General features: G+C 74.2%; 18 protein-coding genes. 5 read left to right on the forward strand and 13 right to left on the reverse strand.

Features of this window, described 5'->3' with window-relative positions; genetic code table 11:
- Positions 1-107: 107 nt before the first annotated feature.
- Entirely contained in the window at positions 108-788 is a 681-nt protein-coding gene (locus I4I78_RS19320) for an anti-sigma factor (RefSeq protein ID WP_218612796.1), read from the reverse strand.
- Complete coding sequence (sigE, locus tag I4I78_RS19325) at positions 785-1411, reverse strand: RNA polymerase sigma factor SigE (protein ID WP_218612797.1); 627 nt, start codon at positions 1409-1411, stop codon at positions 785-787. Before sigE ends, I4I78_RS19320 begins: the two co-directional genes overlap by 4 nt.
- Positions 1412-1600: 189 nt before the next feature.
- Between sigE and I4I78_RS19330 the strand changes: the two genes are divergently transcribed.
- Complete coding sequence (locus I4I78_RS19330) at positions 1601-2227, forward strand: O-methyltransferase (RefSeq protein ID WP_218612798.1); 627 nt, start codon at positions 1601-1603, stop codon at positions 2225-2227.
- Positions 2228-2244: 17 nt separating this feature from the next.
- Here I4I78_RS19330 and glgC read toward each other — a convergent pair whose 3' ends face one another.
- Positions 2245-3501: a glucose-1-phosphate adenylyltransferase gene (glgC, locus tag I4I78_RS19335; RefSeq protein WP_226380008.1), complete on the reverse strand. Its 1257-nt coding sequence runs from the start codon at positions 3499-3501 to the stop codon at positions 2245-2247.
- A 193-nt stretch (positions 3502-3694) separates the two neighbouring features.
- Here glgC and glgA point away from each other — a divergent pair, with 193 nt between their 5' ends.
- Positions 3695-4870: a glycogen synthase gene (glgA, locus tag I4I78_RS19340; protein ID WP_218612799.1), complete on the forward strand. Its 1176-nt coding sequence runs from the start codon at positions 3695-3697 to the stop codon at positions 4868-4870.
- A 24-nt stretch (positions 4871-4894) separates the two neighbouring features.
- Here the strand turns inward: glgA and I4I78_RS19345 are convergent, their stop codons facing one another.
- The 7 genes from I4I78_RS19345 to dapE form a co-directional block, all read right to left on the reverse strand.
- Entirely contained in the window at positions 4895-5062 is a 168-nt protein-coding gene (locus I4I78_RS19345) for a DUF3117 domain-containing protein (protein ID WP_130288734.1), read from the reverse strand.
- 210 nt (positions 5063-5272) lie between these two features.
- Positions 5273-5872 carry a DNA-3-methyladenine glycosylase I gene (locus I4I78_RS19350; protein ID WP_308252221.1) on the reverse strand — a complete coding sequence of 200 codons (600 nt, stop codon included), beginning with the start codon at positions 5870-5872 and terminating at the stop codon, positions 5273-5275.
- On the reverse strand, positions 5869-6393 hold the full coding sequence (locus I4I78_RS19355) for an SRPBCC family protein (protein ID WP_218612800.1): 525 nt from the start codon (positions 6391-6393) through the stop codon (positions 5869-5871). The genes I4I78_RS19350 and I4I78_RS19355 overlap by 4 nt, the downstream gene beginning before the upstream one ends.
- Positions 6368-6730 carry a DivIVA domain-containing protein gene (locus I4I78_RS19360; RefSeq protein ID WP_218612802.1) on the reverse strand — a complete coding sequence of 121 codons (363 nt, stop codon included), beginning with the start codon at positions 6728-6730 and terminating at the stop codon, positions 6368-6370. The genes I4I78_RS19355 and I4I78_RS19360 overlap by 26 nt, the downstream gene beginning before the upstream one ends.
- A 51-nt stretch (positions 6731-6781) precedes the next feature.
- Positions 6782-7354, reverse strand: a complete 573-nt coding sequence (locus I4I78_RS19365) for a TIGR00730 family Rossman fold protein (protein WP_218612803.1) — start codon at positions 7352-7354, stop codon at positions 6782-6784.
- Positions 7351-8109: a TIGR00730 family Rossman fold protein gene (locus tag I4I78_RS19370; protein WP_218612804.1), complete on the reverse strand. Its 759-nt coding sequence runs from the start codon at positions 8107-8109 to the stop codon at positions 7351-7353. The genes I4I78_RS19365 and I4I78_RS19370 overlap by 4 nt, the downstream gene beginning before the upstream one ends.
- A 70-nt stretch (positions 8110-8179) precedes the next feature.
- Positions 8180-9262 carry a succinyl-diaminopimelate desuccinylase gene (gene dapE / locus I4I78_RS19375; RefSeq protein ID WP_218612805.1) on the reverse strand — a complete coding sequence of 361 codons (1083 nt, stop codon included), beginning with the start codon at positions 9260-9262 and terminating at the stop codon, positions 8180-8182.
- An 872-nt stretch (positions 9263-10134) separates the two neighbouring features.
- Here dapE and I4I78_RS34265 point away from each other — a divergent pair.
- The 3 genes from I4I78_RS34265 to I4I78_RS19390 are packed head-to-tail and all read left to right on the forward strand — an operon-like array spanning position 10135 to position 12582.
- The gene (locus tag I4I78_RS34265) at positions 10135-10596 is read left to right on the forward strand and encodes a helix-turn-helix domain-containing protein (RefSeq protein WP_374225889.1); all 462 of its coding nucleotides are present in this window, start codon (positions 10135-10137) and stop codon (positions 10594-10596) included.
- Between the two features lie 11 nt (positions 10597-10607).
- Positions 10608-11552, forward strand: coding sequence for a 2,3,4,5-tetrahydropyridine-2,6-dicarboxylate N-succinyltransferase (dapD, locus tag I4I78_RS19385; RefSeq protein WP_218612807.1), 945 nt, complete (start codon positions 10608-10610; stop codon positions 11550-11552).
- Between the two features lie 7 nt (positions 11553-11559).
- The gene (locus I4I78_RS19390; RefSeq protein WP_308252222.1) at positions 11560-12582 is read left to right on the forward strand and encodes a CHAD domain-containing protein; all 1023 of its coding nucleotides are present in this window, start codon (positions 11560-11562) and stop codon (positions 12580-12582) included.
- Here the strand turns inward: I4I78_RS19390 and I4I78_RS19395 are convergent.
- From I4I78_RS19395 to fdxA, 3 genes are read right to left on the reverse strand one after another with little or no spacing between them, the layout of a single operon-like run.
- A complete protein-coding gene (locus I4I78_RS19395) occupies positions 12557-13810 on the reverse strand; it encodes an MFS transporter (RefSeq protein ID WP_218612808.1) in 1254 nt (417 codons plus the stop codon). The two genes, I4I78_RS19390 and I4I78_RS19395, sit on opposite strands and share 26 nt — an antisense overlap.
- A gap of 59 nt (positions 13811-13869) precedes the next feature.
- Positions 13870-14973, reverse strand: a complete 1104-nt coding sequence (gene dapC / locus I4I78_RS19400) for a succinyldiaminopimelate transaminase (RefSeq protein ID WP_218612809.1) — start codon at positions 14971-14973, stop codon at positions 13870-13872.
- 13 nt (positions 14974-14986) lie between these two features.
- Complete coding sequence (gene fdxA / locus I4I78_RS19405) at positions 14987-15313, reverse strand: ferredoxin (RefSeq protein ID WP_218612810.1); 327 nt, start codon at positions 15311-15313, stop codon at positions 14987-14989.
- Between the last annotated feature and the right edge of the window lie 258 nt (positions 15314-15571).

Consider the following 15571-nt stretch of genomic DNA (forward strand, 5'->3'; position numbering starts at 1 on the left):
CAGGGACGGACGACGCACGGTCCCAGCCTGCCCTGCCGGCGGTGAAGTCCGCGTTCGCGGGTGCGCCGGCAGCCGGTCCGGGCGCGCGCCGCCGGACCGTCGCGCGCTCAGGGCGACGGCGGCAGGGACACGTTCTGCATCGTCGGCCGCACCTGCCCGGCCGGAACCCGGGACGGCGGGGCCGATGTGGATGTGGACGACGTGGAGGTGGGCGTGGGAGGCGCCGTGGCCGACGCCGAGGCGGCCGGCGCGGCCGTGGGCCGGCGCTGCTGCTCGCGCGGAGCGGGTGCGAACCGGGCGACCGGGGTGGCTCCGGTGAACGACGCGGTACCTCCACCGGGCGTGGCGGCGGTGATTCCGGAGGCGGGCAGGCCGAAGGCGAGCGCGCCGATGGCGAGGCCGGACACGGCGGCGCCGGTGCCGATCCGGCGGCGGCGCGAGCGCCGTCCGGCCGGCGCGGGGCGAAGGACCGAGACCATCTCGCCGTCCGCGGTCATCGACAGGCCCGCGGGCGGCGGGGGCAGCTCGGTGTCCTGCGGGATCGAGCACAGTGACGACATCAGCGACGTCGGGAGCGTGGGGGCGTCGGCACAGCGCAGCTCCGAACGCGCTTTGCGCTGGTCGACGACCTCGCCCGCGCAGTCCGCGCAGTGCTGCAGGTGCCGGCGTGCGCGCCCGTCCGGACCCGCCGCGAGCTCCCCGTCGACGTAGGCGACGACCGCCTCCGGGGTGAGGTGGGCCTCACCCCAGTCCGGGGCGATCACCTGGAACCGTCGGTGTTCGGTCACGACACCAACTCTGCCACCGACGGGCCCGTTCCTGCCACGTCGGCGGCGCGGTGCCGCTCCAGGGAGGCCCGCAGCGCCGTGCGGCCGCGGTGGATCCGGCTGCGCACGGTGCCGAGCTTGACCCCGAGCGTCGCGCCGATCTCCTCGTAGGACAGGCCCTCCACGTCGCAGAGCACGACCGCGACCCGGAAGTCCGGGGGCAGCTCGTCCAGGGCGGCCTGCAGGTACGGGTCGAGGTGGGTCGCCGAGAACACGTCCTCGGGCTCCGGCCCACCGCCGGGCAGGCGGTCGGTGTCGTCGGGCAGGCCCTCCATGCGCAGGCGGGCGCGGCGACGGACCATGTCCAGGAACAGGTTCGTGGTGATCCGGTGCAGCCAGCCCTCGAACGTGCCGGGCTTGTAGGAGGCCAGCGAACGGAACACCCGGATGAACGTCTCCTGGGTGAGGTCCTCGGCGTCGTACGGGTTGCCGCTCAGGCGGTAGGCGAGGCGGTAGACCCGGTCGGCGTGCGCCCGGACGATCTCGTCCCAGCTGGGCGGGGTCCAGTCCGCGCCCTCACCCGGGAGGGTGCTCGTGGCGCCCGTTCCCGTGGAGGCGCCGGCGGTGGATCGTTGATCGGGCATGGCATCAGCCTGCCCCGGCGGCATGAGGAACATGTGAAACCCGTCTGAGAGAACCCTGTGAATCACGAGCGAGATGTGCAATGGCGCATCACCCGCGGCGACCGGGTACCGCGTAGGAGGTGCCGCGAATCATCCGGCCTTCGTGGTGTGTACGCCCCTGCGCTACTCCGACCCGGTTAATCTCTGCGCATGACCACTCCCGCGGCGCAGGCCGCCGAGGCCTACCTCGCCGAGGACGAGGGCCTGGCCCGCGCACGGGCGGCGGGCGTGGCGGCCGGCGCGTCGCCGATCAGCCCGGCCGGCGGCGCAGCGCTGGCCGTCCTGGCCGCGACGGTCTCCGCGCGTGCCGTGGTCGAGGTCGGCACCGGGGCCGGGGTGAGCGGGCTCTACCTGATGCGTGGGATGGCCTCCGACGGGACCCTGACCTCGATCGACGTGGACCCGGAGCTGCAACGGACGGCGCGCGCGTCGTTCCTGGCCGCCGGGTTCGGCCCGTCCCGGCTGCGGTTGATCAACGGGATGGCGCTGGAGGTGCTCCCCCGCCTCACCGACGGCGGGTACGACCTGGTCGTCGCCGACGCCGTGCCCGGGGAGTACCCCGGCTACCTCGCCGAGGCGATCCGGCTGCTGCGCCCGGGCGGGGTGCTGGTCCTCGAGGGCGTGTTCGACGGCGGCCGGGTGGCGGGCGAGCCCGCCGACGACGGTCCCGGCACCGCGGCGCTGCGCGAGGTCACCGACCAGGTCCGCGACGACGAGCGGCTGCTCTCCGCACTGCTCCCGGTGTCCGACGGGATCCTCTGCGCGGTCCGCCGGTAGCGCTCCACCGGGCAGACCTACTGGGCCGTGACGCCCTTGCCGAGGACGACGACCCCACCGGGGCTGACCGTGTAGCGGGCCCGGTCGTTGTTCAGGTCCACCCCGATCAGCGCGCCGGGCGGCACCACGACGTTCTTGTCCAGGATCGCGCGCCGCACCACCGCCCCCCGCCCGATCCGGGCGCCCGGCAGCACCACCGAGTCCGAGACCTCGGCCCCGCCCTGCACCATCACGTTCGGGCTGATCACCGACCGGCGCACGATCGCCCCGGAGATGATCGTGCCGGCACCGACGATGGAGTCCTGGGCGATGCCGCCCTCGACGAACTTCGCCGGCGGCAGCGCCGGGGTCGCGGTGCGGATCGGCCAGCGCTGGTTGTAGAGATTGAAGATCGGGTGCACCGAGACCAGGTCGGTGTGCGCGTCGTAGTAGGCGTCGATCGTCCCGACGTCGCGCCAGTAGCCGGCGTCGCGCTCGGTCGCCCCGGGCACCAGGTTGTCGGCGAAGTCGTAGACGTGCGCGGCGCCCTGACCCACCAGCGCCGGGATGATGTCGCCGCCCATGTCGTGGTCGGAGTCGTTGTTCTCGGCGTCGGCGCGCAGCGCGTCGAGCAGCGCCTGGGTGGAGAACACGTAGTTGCCCATCGAGGCGAACGTGACCTCGGGGTCGTCCGGCACGGCGGGCGGGTCGGACGGCTTCTCCACGAAGTCGGTGATCTTCCCCGACTCGTCGGAGGCGATGCAGCCGAACGCCTTCGCCTCGGCGCGGGGCACCCGGATCCCGGCGACGGTCACGCCGGCGCCGCTCTCGATGTGCTGGGAGATCATCTGCGCCGGGTCCATCCGGTACACGTGGTCGGCACCGAACACGGCGATGTAGTCCGGCTGGTCGTCGTAGACCAGGTTCAGGCTCTGGAAGATCGCGTCCGCGCTGCCGGTGTACCAGCGGCGTCCGAGCCGCTGCTGGGCCGGGACGGTGGTGATGTACTGGTCCAGCACGCTGGACAGACGCCAGGTGGTGGAGATGTGGCGGTCCAGCGAGTGCGACTTGTACTGGGTCAGCACGCAGATCCGGTCCAGGCCCGCGTTGACCAGGTTGGACAGCACGAAGTCGATCAGGCGGTAGTTCCCGCCGAACGGCACCCCCGGCTTCGCCCGGTCCGCGGTCATCGGCCAGAGCCGCTTGCCCTCCCCGCCGGCGAGCACGATCCCGAGCACGTTCGCCGAGAGCCGGCCCGACGCCGACGACGGGCGCACCCCGCTCATTGCGGTCATCGCAACCCCCCGCTCTGGAATACCGGCCGCGAGGCGAGGCCCTTCCAGGAGGACCTCCACGACCCCTGGAAACCCTAGTGCCACACCCGCCTCCCGGCCAGCGGCGGACGAGGCATGTCGATCACCCGCAACCTGCCGGCCACCTGTACGGGCGGCCTGTCCCGCCGGGGGCGCACGCGTTACCGTCCCGGACGTGCGCGTCGGCCTGTTGACCCGGGAGTACCCACCTGACGTCTACGGCGGGGCGGGGGTGCACGTCGGGTACCTGGTCCCGGCCCTGCGAGAGCTCGTCGACGTCGACGTCCACTGCTTCGGCGACGCCCCGCCCTCCCGGCAGGGCGCCCCGGCCCGCGACGGCGTGACGGTGCACCCGGTGCCGGCCGAGCTCGACGGGGCGAACGCGGCGTTGACGACGCTCGGCGTCGACCTGACGATGGCCGCCGCGCTGGACGGCTGCGACGTCCTGCACTCGCACACCTGGTACGCGAACATGGCCGGGCACGTGGGCAAGCTGCTGCACGGGCGCCCGCACGTAGTGACCGCGCACTCGCTGGAGCCGCTGCGTCCGTGGAAGGCCGAGCAGCTCGGCGGCGGCTACCGGGTCTCGTCCTGGGTGGAGCGCACCGCCTACGAGGCCGCGGACGCGGTGATCGCGGTGTCGCACGGCATGCGCCGCGACGTCCTGGCCGCCTACCCCGACGTCGACCCGGAACGGGTGCACGTGGTGCACAACGGGATCGACACCGCGTTCTACCGCCCCGACGAGAACCTCGACGCCGTCCGCGCGGCCGGGGTGGACCCGGACCGCCCGTCCGTGGTGTTCGTCGGGCGGATCACCCGGCAGAAGGGCCTCGGGCACCTGGTCGCCGCCGCGCACCGGGTGTCGCCGGAGGCGCAGATCGTGCTGTGTGCGGGCGCGCCGGACACCCCTGCGCTCGAGGCGGAGATCGAGCGGGCGGTCGCCGAGCTGTCCGCGACCCGGTCCGGGGTCGTCTGGGTGCGCCGGATGCTGGAGACCGCGGAGGTCCGTGCTCTCCTCTCGGCGGCGACGGTGTTCGTGTGCCCGTCGGTCTACGAGCCGCTCGGGATCGTGAACCTGGAGGCGATGGCGTGCGGGACGGCCGTCGTCGCCTCCGACGTGGGCGGCATCCCGGAGGTCGTCGCGGACGGCGACACCGGGCTTCTCGCGCACTACGACGCGGGCGACACCGCGCGGTTCGAGTCCGACCTGGCCGCGGCGATCAACGAGCTGGTGGCGGATCCGGACCGGGCGGCCCGGATGGGCGAACGGGGGCGGGAGCGCGCGGTGGCGGAGTTCGCCTGGGCCGAGATGGCCCGCCGCACGGTGGAGGTCTACGACCGGCTCTGACGCTCCCGCCCGGCCCGCGCGGGGTCAGCCGCAGGTGGCGTTCAGGGCCTCGCCGAGGTTCGTCGCCTCTTCGGGGGTCATCTCGACCACGAGACGTCCACCACCCTCGAGCGGGACCCGCATCACGATGCCCCGGCCCTCTTTGGTCACTTCCAGGGGGCCGTCGCCGGTGCGGGGCTTCATCGCGGCCATGTCTCGTTTCCTCCGTGGTGTGACAGTGTCGGTCCCGCGGCCGCGCGTCTCGGGGAACGCGTCGGTCGCCGGTGGCTCCATTGTCCCCCATCGCCCGTGGCGTGGTGCAACCGAGGCGATCACGACTCGGCAGCGTTCACGCAGCGCAACGGCTCGGACGCACCCCGATGGCGATCACGGGCACAGGTTCGATCACGTCCACGGAGACGGTCACGCTCCGTCGGCGCGCCAGCAGTGCGCCACGTGGTCGTCGACCAGACCGGTCGCCTGCATCAGCGCGTAGCACGTGGTCGGGCCGACGAAGCGCAGCCCGCGCCGTTTGAGCTCCTTGGCCATCGCCGTGGACTCGGGCGTGACGGCCGGGACGTCGGCCAGGGTCGCGGGACGGGTCCGGCCGGCCGGGTCCGGCGCGAACGACCACAACAGCTCGTCGAGCGGGGTGTCGAGGTCGAGCACCGCGCGCGCGTTGCCGATCGCCGCGTCGATCTTGAGCCGGTTCCGCACGATGCCGGCGTCGGCGAGCAGGCGAGCCCGGTCGTCGTCGCCGAAGCGGGCGACCCTCTCCGGGTCGAACCCGGCGAACGCCTCCCGGAACGCCGGTCGCTTGCGCAGGATGACGATCCAGGACAGCCCGGACTGGAACGCCTCCAGGCTCAGCCGCTCGTACATCGCGGCGACGCCGCGCAGCGGGTTGCCCCACTCCTCGTCGTGGTAGGCGACGTAGTCCGGGGCGGAGCCCGCCCACTCGCAGCGCCCGCGCCCGTCGTGCGGGTCGTAGGGGCCCGCGTCCCGCTGCCCCGCCGCGGTCACCCGTCCCCCGCCCGCCTGCGCTCGCCGGCCCTGCGCTCGTCGGCCCGGTAGCGCTCCTCGGTCCGGCGGGCCATCGTGCGCAGCGAGCTCGCGACGCCGGCGCGGAACGCCGGGCGGACCAGCGGCCAGCCGGCCCGTCCGAGCGCACCCAGCGGCAGGTCGAGCAGCTCGGTCCAGAGGAACCGGCTGCGCCGCGGCCCGAGCTCGACGACGGCGAACACGCCGTCGCCCTGCACGACGTGGCCGGTGTGGGTGACGACCGCGCGGCGCGGGCCGCCCGGTTCCTCGGTCCACTCGGTGATCTCCATGGGGTCCGCGATACCGAACGGGCCCAGGCCGGTCACGGCGCGCAACGTCGACCCGACCGAGCGCCCGTCACCGCCGGTGAGCTCGACCCGGGTGCCCAGCATCCAGTCCGACTGGCCGGGCCAGTCGGTGACGACCTGCCACAGCACCTCGGCCGGCACGCCGACGTCGACCGGGACGGTCAGCTCCTCACGGCCCGTGCCCGAGTTCGTCATCTCGGCCCCCTTCGGTGCGCATCCGCGCGATCGTCGTCTCCAGCCGGGTCACGTGCGCGACCAGCTCGCGGCGGTCGGCCTGGACCCGGTCCAGCTCGCCGGCCAGGCGGTCCAGCGCCCAGTCGACCTCCACCATCCGGTATCCGCGCACGACCTGCTGGAAACGCAGGCTCCGCACGTCCGCGCCCTGCACCTCGACGGCCGGCAACCGGGTCGGCGTGGCGTCCGGCGCGAGCGGCGCCAGCTCCTCCCCCCGGCCGAACACGGCGGCGGCCGCCACGAACACCACCGCGGCGACGACCGCCAGGACGAGCACGTAGATCAGCGCGGTCCCCATCCCGTCATCACATCACGCGGGACCGACAGCGTGGGCCGCCCCGGCGGCGCGTCACCCGCGGGTGACGGCGGCCGGCGCGCAGGCGTCCAGCGCGGCCGTCACGCCGGTGACCACGCTCAGGCGCTGCATCGGTCCGGGCCCGGCGAACCCGCGCGCGGTCAGCCCGGCGACCCAGTCCAGCAGCCCGGTCCAGTGCCCGTCCGGGTCGAGCAGCACCAGCGGCTTGGTGTGCAGGTCGAGCGTGCCGGCGGTCCACACCTCGAACAGCTCCTCGCAGGTCCCGATGCCGCCGGGCAGGGTCAGGAACGCGTCCGCGCGGTCCTCCATCCGCTCCTTGCGCTCGCGCATGCTCTCGGTGACGACGAGCTCGTCGGCGTCGGTGTCGGCCCACTCCCGCTCGACCATCGACCGCGGGATGATCCCGACCGTCCACCCGCCACCGGCCCGGGCGCCGCCCGCGACCGCGCCCATCATCGACCTCTTGCCGCCGCCGGAGACCAGCGTCCATCCGCGCGCGGCGATCCCGCGCCCGACCGCGTCGGCGAGCTCGAGGTAGTGCGGCGCGACACCGTCGGACGATGCGCAGTAGACGCAGACCGCGAAGCCGCCGTCCGGAGTGCTCAATGCGTTTCCTCCCACGCGTGGTACGCCTCGTGCACGACGTCGACGGCGTCGTCGATGTCGTCGGTGAGGTGCAGCAGGTCCAGGTCCTTCTTGCTGATCTTGCCCTCGCCGACCATGGTCTTGGCGACCCAGTCGTAGAGCCCGCCCCAGTAGTCCTTGCCCAGCAGCACGACCGGGAACTTGGTGACCTTCTTGGTCTGCACCAGGACCAGCGCCTCGAACAGCTCGTCGAGGGTGCCGAAGCCGCCGGGCAGGCAGATGAAGGCCTGCGAGTACTTCACGAACATGGTCTTGCGGGTGAAGAAGTAGCGGAAGTTGATGCCCTGGTCGACCCAGGGGTTGAGGCCCTGCTCGAACGGCAGCTCGATGCCGAGTCCGACGGAGAGGCCGCCGGCCTCGGAGCATCCGCGGTTCGCCGCCTCCATCACCCCCGGCCCGCCGCCGGTGATCACCGCGAAGCCGGCGCCGGCCAGCCGCGCGCCCAGCTCACGGCCGACCTCGTACTCCTCGGACCCGACCGGCGTGCGTGCCGACCCGAACACCGTTGCCGCGCGGGGCATCTCGGCGAGCATGCCGAACCCCTCGACGAACTCGGCCTGGATCCGCAGCACCCGCCACGGGTCCGTGTGCACCCAGTCGCTGGGGCCGCGGGAGTCGAGCAGACGCTGGTCGGTGGTGGTGGCCTCGTTGCGGTGCTCGCGGCGGAGCACGACCGGCCCCCGCAGCTTCTCGGCCGGGTGGTTCTCCTGCGTCATGGGCGCCAGCGTAGTGAGGCCCGCTCACCGGCCCGCCGGCGCTCAGGTACCGGCGCTCAGGTACCGGCGCTCAGGTACCGGGGCCCAGGTACCGGCGCAGGACGTCCGCACACCGCGTGACGGCGGCCTCGGCGACGTGTTCCTCCCGGGTGTGCGCGAGGTTCGGGTCGCCGGGGCCGTAGTTGACCGCCGGGATGCCCAGCGCGGCGAACCGGGACACGTCGGTCCAGCCGTACTTGGCCCGCGGCACCGCCCCCGTGGCCGCCACGAACTCCGCCGCGGCCGGGGCCGACAGCCCGGGCAGCGCGGCCGCGGACAGGTCGGTGACGGTCAGGTCGAACCCGTCGAACACGTCACGGACGTGGGCGAGCGCCGCATCGGTGCTGCGGTCCGGGGCGAACCGGAAGTTGACCGTGACCACGCACTCGTCGGGCACCACGTTGCCCGCGACGCCGCCGGCGACCCGCACCGCCTGCAGCCCCTCCTTGTAGACGCATCCGTCGATGTCGACGTCGCGCGGGGTGTAGGCCTGCAGCCGCGCCAGCACGTCTCCCGCGTGGTGGATCGCGTTGTCGCCGAGCCACGACCGCGCCGAGTGCGCCCGGCGCCCGGAGGTGCGGACCTCCACCCGCAACGTCCCCTGGCAGCCGGCCTCCAGCGCGCCGTCGGTCGGCTCCCCGAGCACCGCGAGGTCGGCGACGAGCCAGTCCGGGTGCTCGCGCTCGATCCGGCCGAGCCCGTTGCGTACGTCCTCGACCTCCTCGCAGTCGTAGAACACGCAGGTCAGGTCGACACGCGGAGCGGTGAGGGTCGCGGCCAGGTGCGCGATGACGGCGTCGCCGGCCTTCATGTCGGAGGTCCCACAGCCGTGGATCACTCCGTCCGCGCGCCGGCTCGGCACGTTGTCCGCGATCGGCACGGTGTCCAGGTGCCCGGCCAGTAGCACCCGCCGTTCCCGGCCCAGGTTCGTCCGCGCCAGCACCGCGTCCCCGGAGCGCAGGACCTCCAGGTGTGGCGCCTGCGCCCGCAACGCCCGCTCCAGCGCGTCGGCGAGCACGCGCTCCTCGCCGGACACGCTCGCCACGTCCACCAGGGCCGCGGTCAACGCCACCGGGTCGCTCGTCAGGTCCAGCTCGGGAAGCGTGCTCGTCACACCCCCGACGCTACCGACCGGCGACGGACGCTCGATTCCAGGACGGGCCGACCCCGGGTTCCTGCCGGCCGCCCCTGCGTTCCTGCCGGCCGCCCCTGCGTTCCTGCCGGCCGCCCCTGCGTTCCTGCCGGCCGGCCCTGGGTCCGGGCGGACACGCGCCGGGGCCGGCCCGCGCAGCGCCCGGGCGGGTCGGCCCCTCGCTGCACCGCGCTTTGCAGTGCACACCCCCGTGCGTCCGGCGTACCGGCTCGGCCGGCCGTGGCCCCGGGCCGCGCGGCGTGCCCCCGGATCCGACGGGTGAGATGACGACAGTGGTCCGCTGCCGGCGATCGGAGGGCCACTGTCGTCATCTCACCTGGCACGGGGCTCGGCTTCCTGCCGAACGCGTGCTGGTGACGAGGGGCCTGGCCGAACCGAGCCGGTCTGAGCTGGGCCGGGGCGAACCGGCCGGGCCGAACCGGGCCGGGCTAGACCCTGCGGGCCGGGCTGGGCCGACCTGGGCGGGCCGGTCGGCGACGGCCGGGCGGTCCCGGACGCACCGGGGTGTGCATTGCAAAGCGCGTGCCGGGATCGGCCCGGCACCGGAGTCGTCGTGAGCGGGGACGGCTCACGCGGGCTCGTCGGCCATCCACAACCTGGATCCGTTGTCCACAGGTTCGCGACTGCTCCGTTCACGCCCTCGCTGCCACCGCACCCTGGTTCCCATGACCGACGACGTGCACCGACCGCCGCCCGATCCGGCCCGCGGGACGGAATCCGTGCAGCAGCCGGAACCGGCCGAATCGCGCCCGGGCGAGCAGCTCGTCGCCTACCCGGATCCGGCGGGCCTGTGCCGCGCGGTGCGCCGACGGGCCGACACCAGCCAGCGGGAGATGGCGGCCCGCACCGGACTGGCGCGCTCGACCATCGGCCGGATCGAGTCCGGGAAGCTCGTCCCGAGCCTGAACGTGGTGAGCAGGTTGCTCCTCGAGGCCGACCTGGAACTCGTTGCGGTGGACCGTGACGGCCGGGTGGTCGTTCCGATGCAGGACCCGCCGGACGACGACCTTCGCGACGGGCGGGCAAGCGGTACCCGTCACACCTGGACACGATCGTCGACCCGGGACCGTACGACTGGTGGGGGTCGCTCTACGGGTTGGCCCGCCCGCCCGAGACATGCCATCGGGACAAGGCGAAGCGGGATGTCGAGCGGGCGCGGAGCCAGTGGGAGGTGCGGGTCGCCCAGTTCCGGCACGTCCCGCCCCCGCCCACCGTCGAGCAGTGGATGCGGCGGGGTCGCCGGTGACGGCGCGGGCGGCGCGCCCGGCCGGGTCCGGCGGCCGCGCAGCAGGTAGTTTCGGCGACCGTGAGCACCGAGTACCGCCGTGAGGGCGCTTCCGGCACCGGCCTGGCCACCGTCACCTCCGAGGGCACCGTTCTCGACGTCTGGTACCCGGCCCCGCAGCTGGCCGGGGCGCAGCAGGCCGCCGCGGACCCGACCGCCGATCTGGAGGCGCTGACCGGCACCGACGACGACCGGGGCGTGAGCACCCGGGTGGTCCGGACCGAGATCACCTCGCTGGCCGAGCCGCCCGCCGACGCCACCGACGTGTACCTGCGCCTGCACCTGCTCAGCCACCGGCTGATCGCCCCGCACCAGGCGAACCTGGAAGGTCAGTTCGGGCTGCTGGCGAACGTCGTGTGGACCGACCACGGGCCGTGCGCGGTGCCGGGCTTCGAGCTGGTCCGGGCGAAGCTGCGCCGCCGCGGGCCGGTCACCGTCACCCACGTGGACAAGTTCCCGCGGATGGTCGACTACGTGCTGCCGACCGGGATCCGGATCGGTGACGCCGACCGGGTCCGGCTGGGCGCGCACCTGGCCGAGGGCACCACCGTCATGCACGAGGGCTTCGTGAACTTCAACGCCGGCACGCTCGGCGCGTCGATGGTCGAGGGCCGGATCTCGGCGGGTGTGGTCGTCGGGGACGGGTCCGACCTGGGCGGCAGCGCCTCGGTCATGGGCACGCTCTCCGGCGGCGGCAAGGAGGTCATCTCGATCGGGCGGCGCTGCCTGCTCGGCGCCAACGCCGGGATCGGGATCTCGCTCGGCGACGACTGCGTCGTCGAGGCCGGGCTCTACGTCACCGCAGGCACCAAGGTGACGCTGCCGGACGGCTCGACCGCGAAGGCCGGGACGTTCTCCGGCCAGGACGGCCTGCTGCTGCGCCGCAACTCGGTCACCGGCACCGTCGAGGTGCTGCCCCGCTCCGGCGACGGCATCGCCCTCAACTCCGCTCTGCACGCGAACTAGGACGGCCGTGACCAACTCCTCGCCCGGGACCAGCTCCGCGACGGGCGACGCGCCCGATCCCTCCGTCGACGCGGCCTCCTCGCAGAGCGGCCTGCTCCGCCTGGAGGAGCTCCCGGACGCGGTCGTGGCCGACTCCGGGGCACCGGCCGTGCACCACGTCCGGGTCCTGCTGGACAAGCGGCTGCGGTCGCTGTTGCTGCACGACCCGGGCACCCGCGCCGGGGTCGACATCGAGGACCTGCACCAGATGCGGGTGTCGGTGCGCCGGATGCGGGCGGCGCTCAAGGCGGCGCGCACGCTGCTCGACGCCCGGTGGGCGGACTCGCTGCGCGCCGAGCTGGGGTGGCTCGGCCGGGTACTGGGCCCGGTCCGGGACCTCGACGTGATGATCGCCCGGTTGCGCGGCGAGATCACCGAGCTGCCCGCGGCGGAGCGTGCGGCGGGCGACCGGCTCGTGGCGCACCTCGAACAGGAGCGCGCCGACGCCCGGATCACGATGGTCGCCGCGCTGGACCAGGAGCGCTACGCGGCACTGCTGCGGCGGCTCGAGGCCGCGGTGGGCGAGCCGCTGCCGGAGCCCCCCGACGAGCTCGCCCGCCCGGAGCTGGTCGACCTGGTCCGGGCCGAGGCGCGCAAGCTCGACAAGGCGGTGCGCCGCGCGGGCGAGGACCCGCCGGACATGACGCTGCACGACCTCCGGATCCGCACCAAGCGGCTACGCTACACCGGCGAGCTGGTCGAGCCGGCGATGCGCGACGAGAAGGGCCGCCGCACCAAGGCGGCCAAGCGGATCCGCAAGACGCTCGCGGCGTCGGCACAGCTGCAGGAGGTGCTCGGCGACCACCAGGACGCCTGCGTGGCCGAGCACCGGATCCGGCGTCTGCTCGACGACCTGGGCGACGCCCCGGACGCGCACGTCGTGTTCGTCGGCGGGCGGCTGGTCGAGCGCGAGCGTGCCCGCGCCGAGGACCTTCGGCAGCAGTGGTGGGCGGCCTGGCAGAAGCTCACCGAGCGGGCGGGGTCCCTGTAGCCGGTGTTCCTGTAGCCGGGGTCCCGGTGGTCGGGGTGCCGGTGACCGGCCGGTCGCCGATCCTCCAGATCGCCCCGGCCTGCAGCAGCGCGGACGCCAGCAGCAGCACGACCGCGGCCGGGAAGCCGCCGGTGAGGTCGATCAGCAGGCCCATCACCAGCGGGCCGAGGCCCGCGGCGAGGTAGCCGATGCCGAGGGCGAAGCCGCTGACCGCCGCGCTGCGGGCCGCGTCCGGGGTGCGCCAGGCGATCACGGCCAGGCCGAGCGGGAAGCCCGCCCCGACACCGATGCCGATCAGCACCGCCCACACCCACGGCGCGATCGTCGTCGCGCCCGGCAGCAGCAGTGTCCCGAGCGTGCCCGCCGTGCCGCTGAGGACGGTCAGCGAGGCCCAGAACCGCCAGCGCCGTCGACGCTCGGCGACGGCCGGCATCACGAGTGCGGCCGGGATCTGGGCGATGCTCCACACCGACAGCAGCAGGCCGGCACGCTGCGGGCTCCAGCCGTAGGACTCGTAGAGCGGGGCCAGCCAGGTCAGCCAGCCGTAGAAGATGCCCGACGACCCGGCGAGGTAGCACGCGACGCGGCGGGCGAACGGGTCCTGCCACGGTCGGGCCCGAGACCCGGCCGTCTCCGGGCCGGGTACGGACGCGGGCGCGTCCGGCGACGGTCCGGAACGGCCGATCCGCGCGGCGACCGGCACCCACACCCCGAGCGCCAGGACCGCCGGGACGGCCCACACCGCGAGCGAGAACGACCAGCCGCCGAGCGCGACCGCGAGCGGCACCGCGACCGCCGACGAGACCGTCGCCCCGACCATCATCGACACGACGTAGGCGCCGCTCACCGCACCGGCACGCTCGGGCAGGTACTCCTTGACCACGCCGGTGAGCAGGACGCCCGCGGTCCCGATGCCGAACCCGACGAGAACGCTGCCGCCGACCAGCGCCGGCAGCGTCGCCACCGCGCGCAGCAGGCTGCCCAGCGCGATCAGGGCGACGGAGCAGCCGAGGAGGCGTTCCCGGCCGAGGCGCGCGGCCAACGGGGACGCGGTGAACGACCCCAGCGACATCATCAGCACCGCCCCTGCCTGCACCAGCCCGGCGGCACCCGCGGTGACGCCCAGCTCGGCACGGGCGGTCTGCAGCAGCGGCGGGTATCCGGCCAGCGCGGCACGCAGGTTCACGGCCAGGGCCAGGACACCGAGCAGGACCAGCCACGGCGGCACCCGCGGCGGGACCGTCCGGGCCGTCGCGGCGGGACCCGGCGGGCCGGAAGCCCGCCGGCTCACGGCGCGCCGAGGCGGTCCGCGGCCGTGTCGATCCGCTCGTCGGAGGCGGTCAGCGCGACCCGCACGTGCGACGCCCCGGCCGGGCCGTAGAACTCGCCCGGGGCGACGAGGATCCCGCGCTCGGCCAGGCGGCCCACCGTCTCGCGGCCGTTGCCGCCGTCGGTGGCCCACAGGTAGAGCCCGGCGGCCGAGTGTTCGATCTTCAGGCCGAACGACTCCAGCCCGGCACGCAGGCGGGCCCGGCGCGCCTCGTAGCGCGCGGCCTGCACGGCGACGTGCGCGTCGTCGGACACGGCGGCCGCCAACGCCGCCTGCACCGGCCGGGGGACGATCATGCCGGCGTGCTTGCGCACCTCCAGCAACGCCGCGACCAGGCTCGGGTCACCGGTGACGAACCCGGCCCGGTAGCCGGCCAGGTTCGACACCTTGGACAGCGAGTGCACGGCCAGCAGGCCGGTGTGGTCGCCGTCGCAGACGTCCGGGTGCAGCACCGAGAGCGGCGACGGGTCCGCGGCCCCGGGCAGCCCGAGGTAGCACTCGTCGGAGGCGACGACGGCGCCGCGCTCGCGCGCCCACGTCACGACCTTGCGCAGGTGCTCGACCGGGAGCACCCGCCCGGTCGGGTTGGACGGCGAGTTCAACCAGACCAGACGCACCCGGCCCGGGCCGGCCGCGGTCAGGCCGTCGGAGCGGATGTGGTCGAGCCCGGCCAGCCGGGCGCCCACCTCGTAGGTCGGGTAGGCGAGCTCGGGGATGACGACGCCGTCGCCGGGCTCGAGGCCCAGCAGAGTCGGCAGCCACGCCACCATCTCCTTGGAGCCGATCGTCGGCAGCACCGCGGACGGGTCGACCCCGCGCACGCCGAACCGCCGCTCCAGCGAGGCCACGACGGCCTCGCGCAGCTCGGCGGGACCGTGCGTGGTCGGGTACCCCGGCTCGGTCGAGGCGGGCCCGCACAGGGCGTCGCGCACGACGTCCGGGACCGGGTCGACCGGGGTGCCGACGGAGAGGTCCACCAGCCCGTCCGGGTGGGCGGTGGCCAGCTCGCGTGCGGCCCCGAGGGAGTCCCAGGGAAAGTCCGGCAGAGGTCTCCGGCTCACAGCGATCCGGGGCTCACTCGTCGTGCGACTGCGGCGGCAGGCTGGCGGCCGGCTCGACGTCCTTCTCGACCTTGCCGACCTTCGAGGCGCCGCCGGGCGAGCCCAGCTCGTCGAAGAAGTCGACGTTGGCCTTGGTGTAGGCCGCCCACTGCTCGGGGACGTCGTCCTCGTAGTAGATGGCCTCGACCGGGCAGACCGGCTCGCACGCGCCGCAGTCCACGCACTCGTCGGGGTGGATGTAGAGCATCCGCCCGCCCTCGTAGATACAGTCCACCGGGCATTCCTCGATGCACGCCTTGTCGAGCAGGTCGACGCAGGGCTCGGCGATCACGTAGGTCACTTCGGTGGTCCTCCACTCGGGTTGCGAACACCCCCGGAAATGTGGTGGTGAGGTGTCCGGTCAACTACGACTACCCGCAGGTTAACCCGCGTACCCCGCAGGGGCGGGAGAGAGGTGTGCCTCAGTTGGTCTCATCGCAGCGGTTCGACGACCGGCTCGCGGCCCTGGTCGGACAGCGTGTCTCGCTGCGCCGGCGGATCTCCGGCGACGGCGCCCCGGGCCCCCGGTTCACCGACGCGGTCGGGGATCTCACCGACG

It is taken from the genome of Pseudonocardia sp. KRD291, from assembly GCF_019263595.1.
Taxonomy (GTDB): domain Bacteria; phylum Actinomycetota; class Actinomycetes; order Mycobacteriales; family Pseudonocardiaceae; genus Pseudonocardia.

Excerpts from the sequence above, each read along its gene's own strand:
- I4I78_RS19345 (WP_130288734.1), bottom strand. The coding sequence starts at position 5,062 with ATGGCCGCGATGAAGCCCCGCACCGGCGACGGCCCCCTGGAAGTGACC.
- I4I78_RS19355 (WP_218612800.1), bottom strand. The coding sequence starts at position 6,393 with ATGACGAACTCGGGCACGGGCCGTGAGGAGCTGACCGTCCCGGTCGAC.
- I4I78_RS34265 (WP_374225889.1), top strand. The coding sequence starts at position 10,135 with ATGGCGGCCCGCACCGGACTGGCGCGCTCGACCATCGGCCGGATCGAG.
- glgC (WP_226380008.1), bottom strand. The coding sequence starts at position 3,501 with ATGACCGCAATGAGCGGGGTGCGCCCGTCGTCGGCGTCGGGCCGGCTC.
- I4I78_RS19370 (WP_218612804.1), bottom strand. The coding sequence starts at position 8,109 with ATGACGCAGGAGAACCACCCGGCCGAGAAGCTGCGGGGGCCGGTCGTG.
- sigE (WP_218612797.1), bottom strand. The coding sequence starts at position 1,411 with ATGCCCGATCAACGATCCACCGCCGGCGCCTCCACGGGAACGGGCGCC.
- I4I78_RS19330 (WP_218612798.1), top strand. The coding sequence starts at position 1,601 with ATGACCACTCCCGCGGCGCAGGCCGCCGAGGCCTACCTCGCCGAGGAC.
- I4I78_RS19360 (WP_218612802.1), bottom strand. The coding sequence starts at position 6,730 with ATGGGGACCGCGCTGATCTACGTGCTCGTCCTGGCGGTCGTCGCCGCG.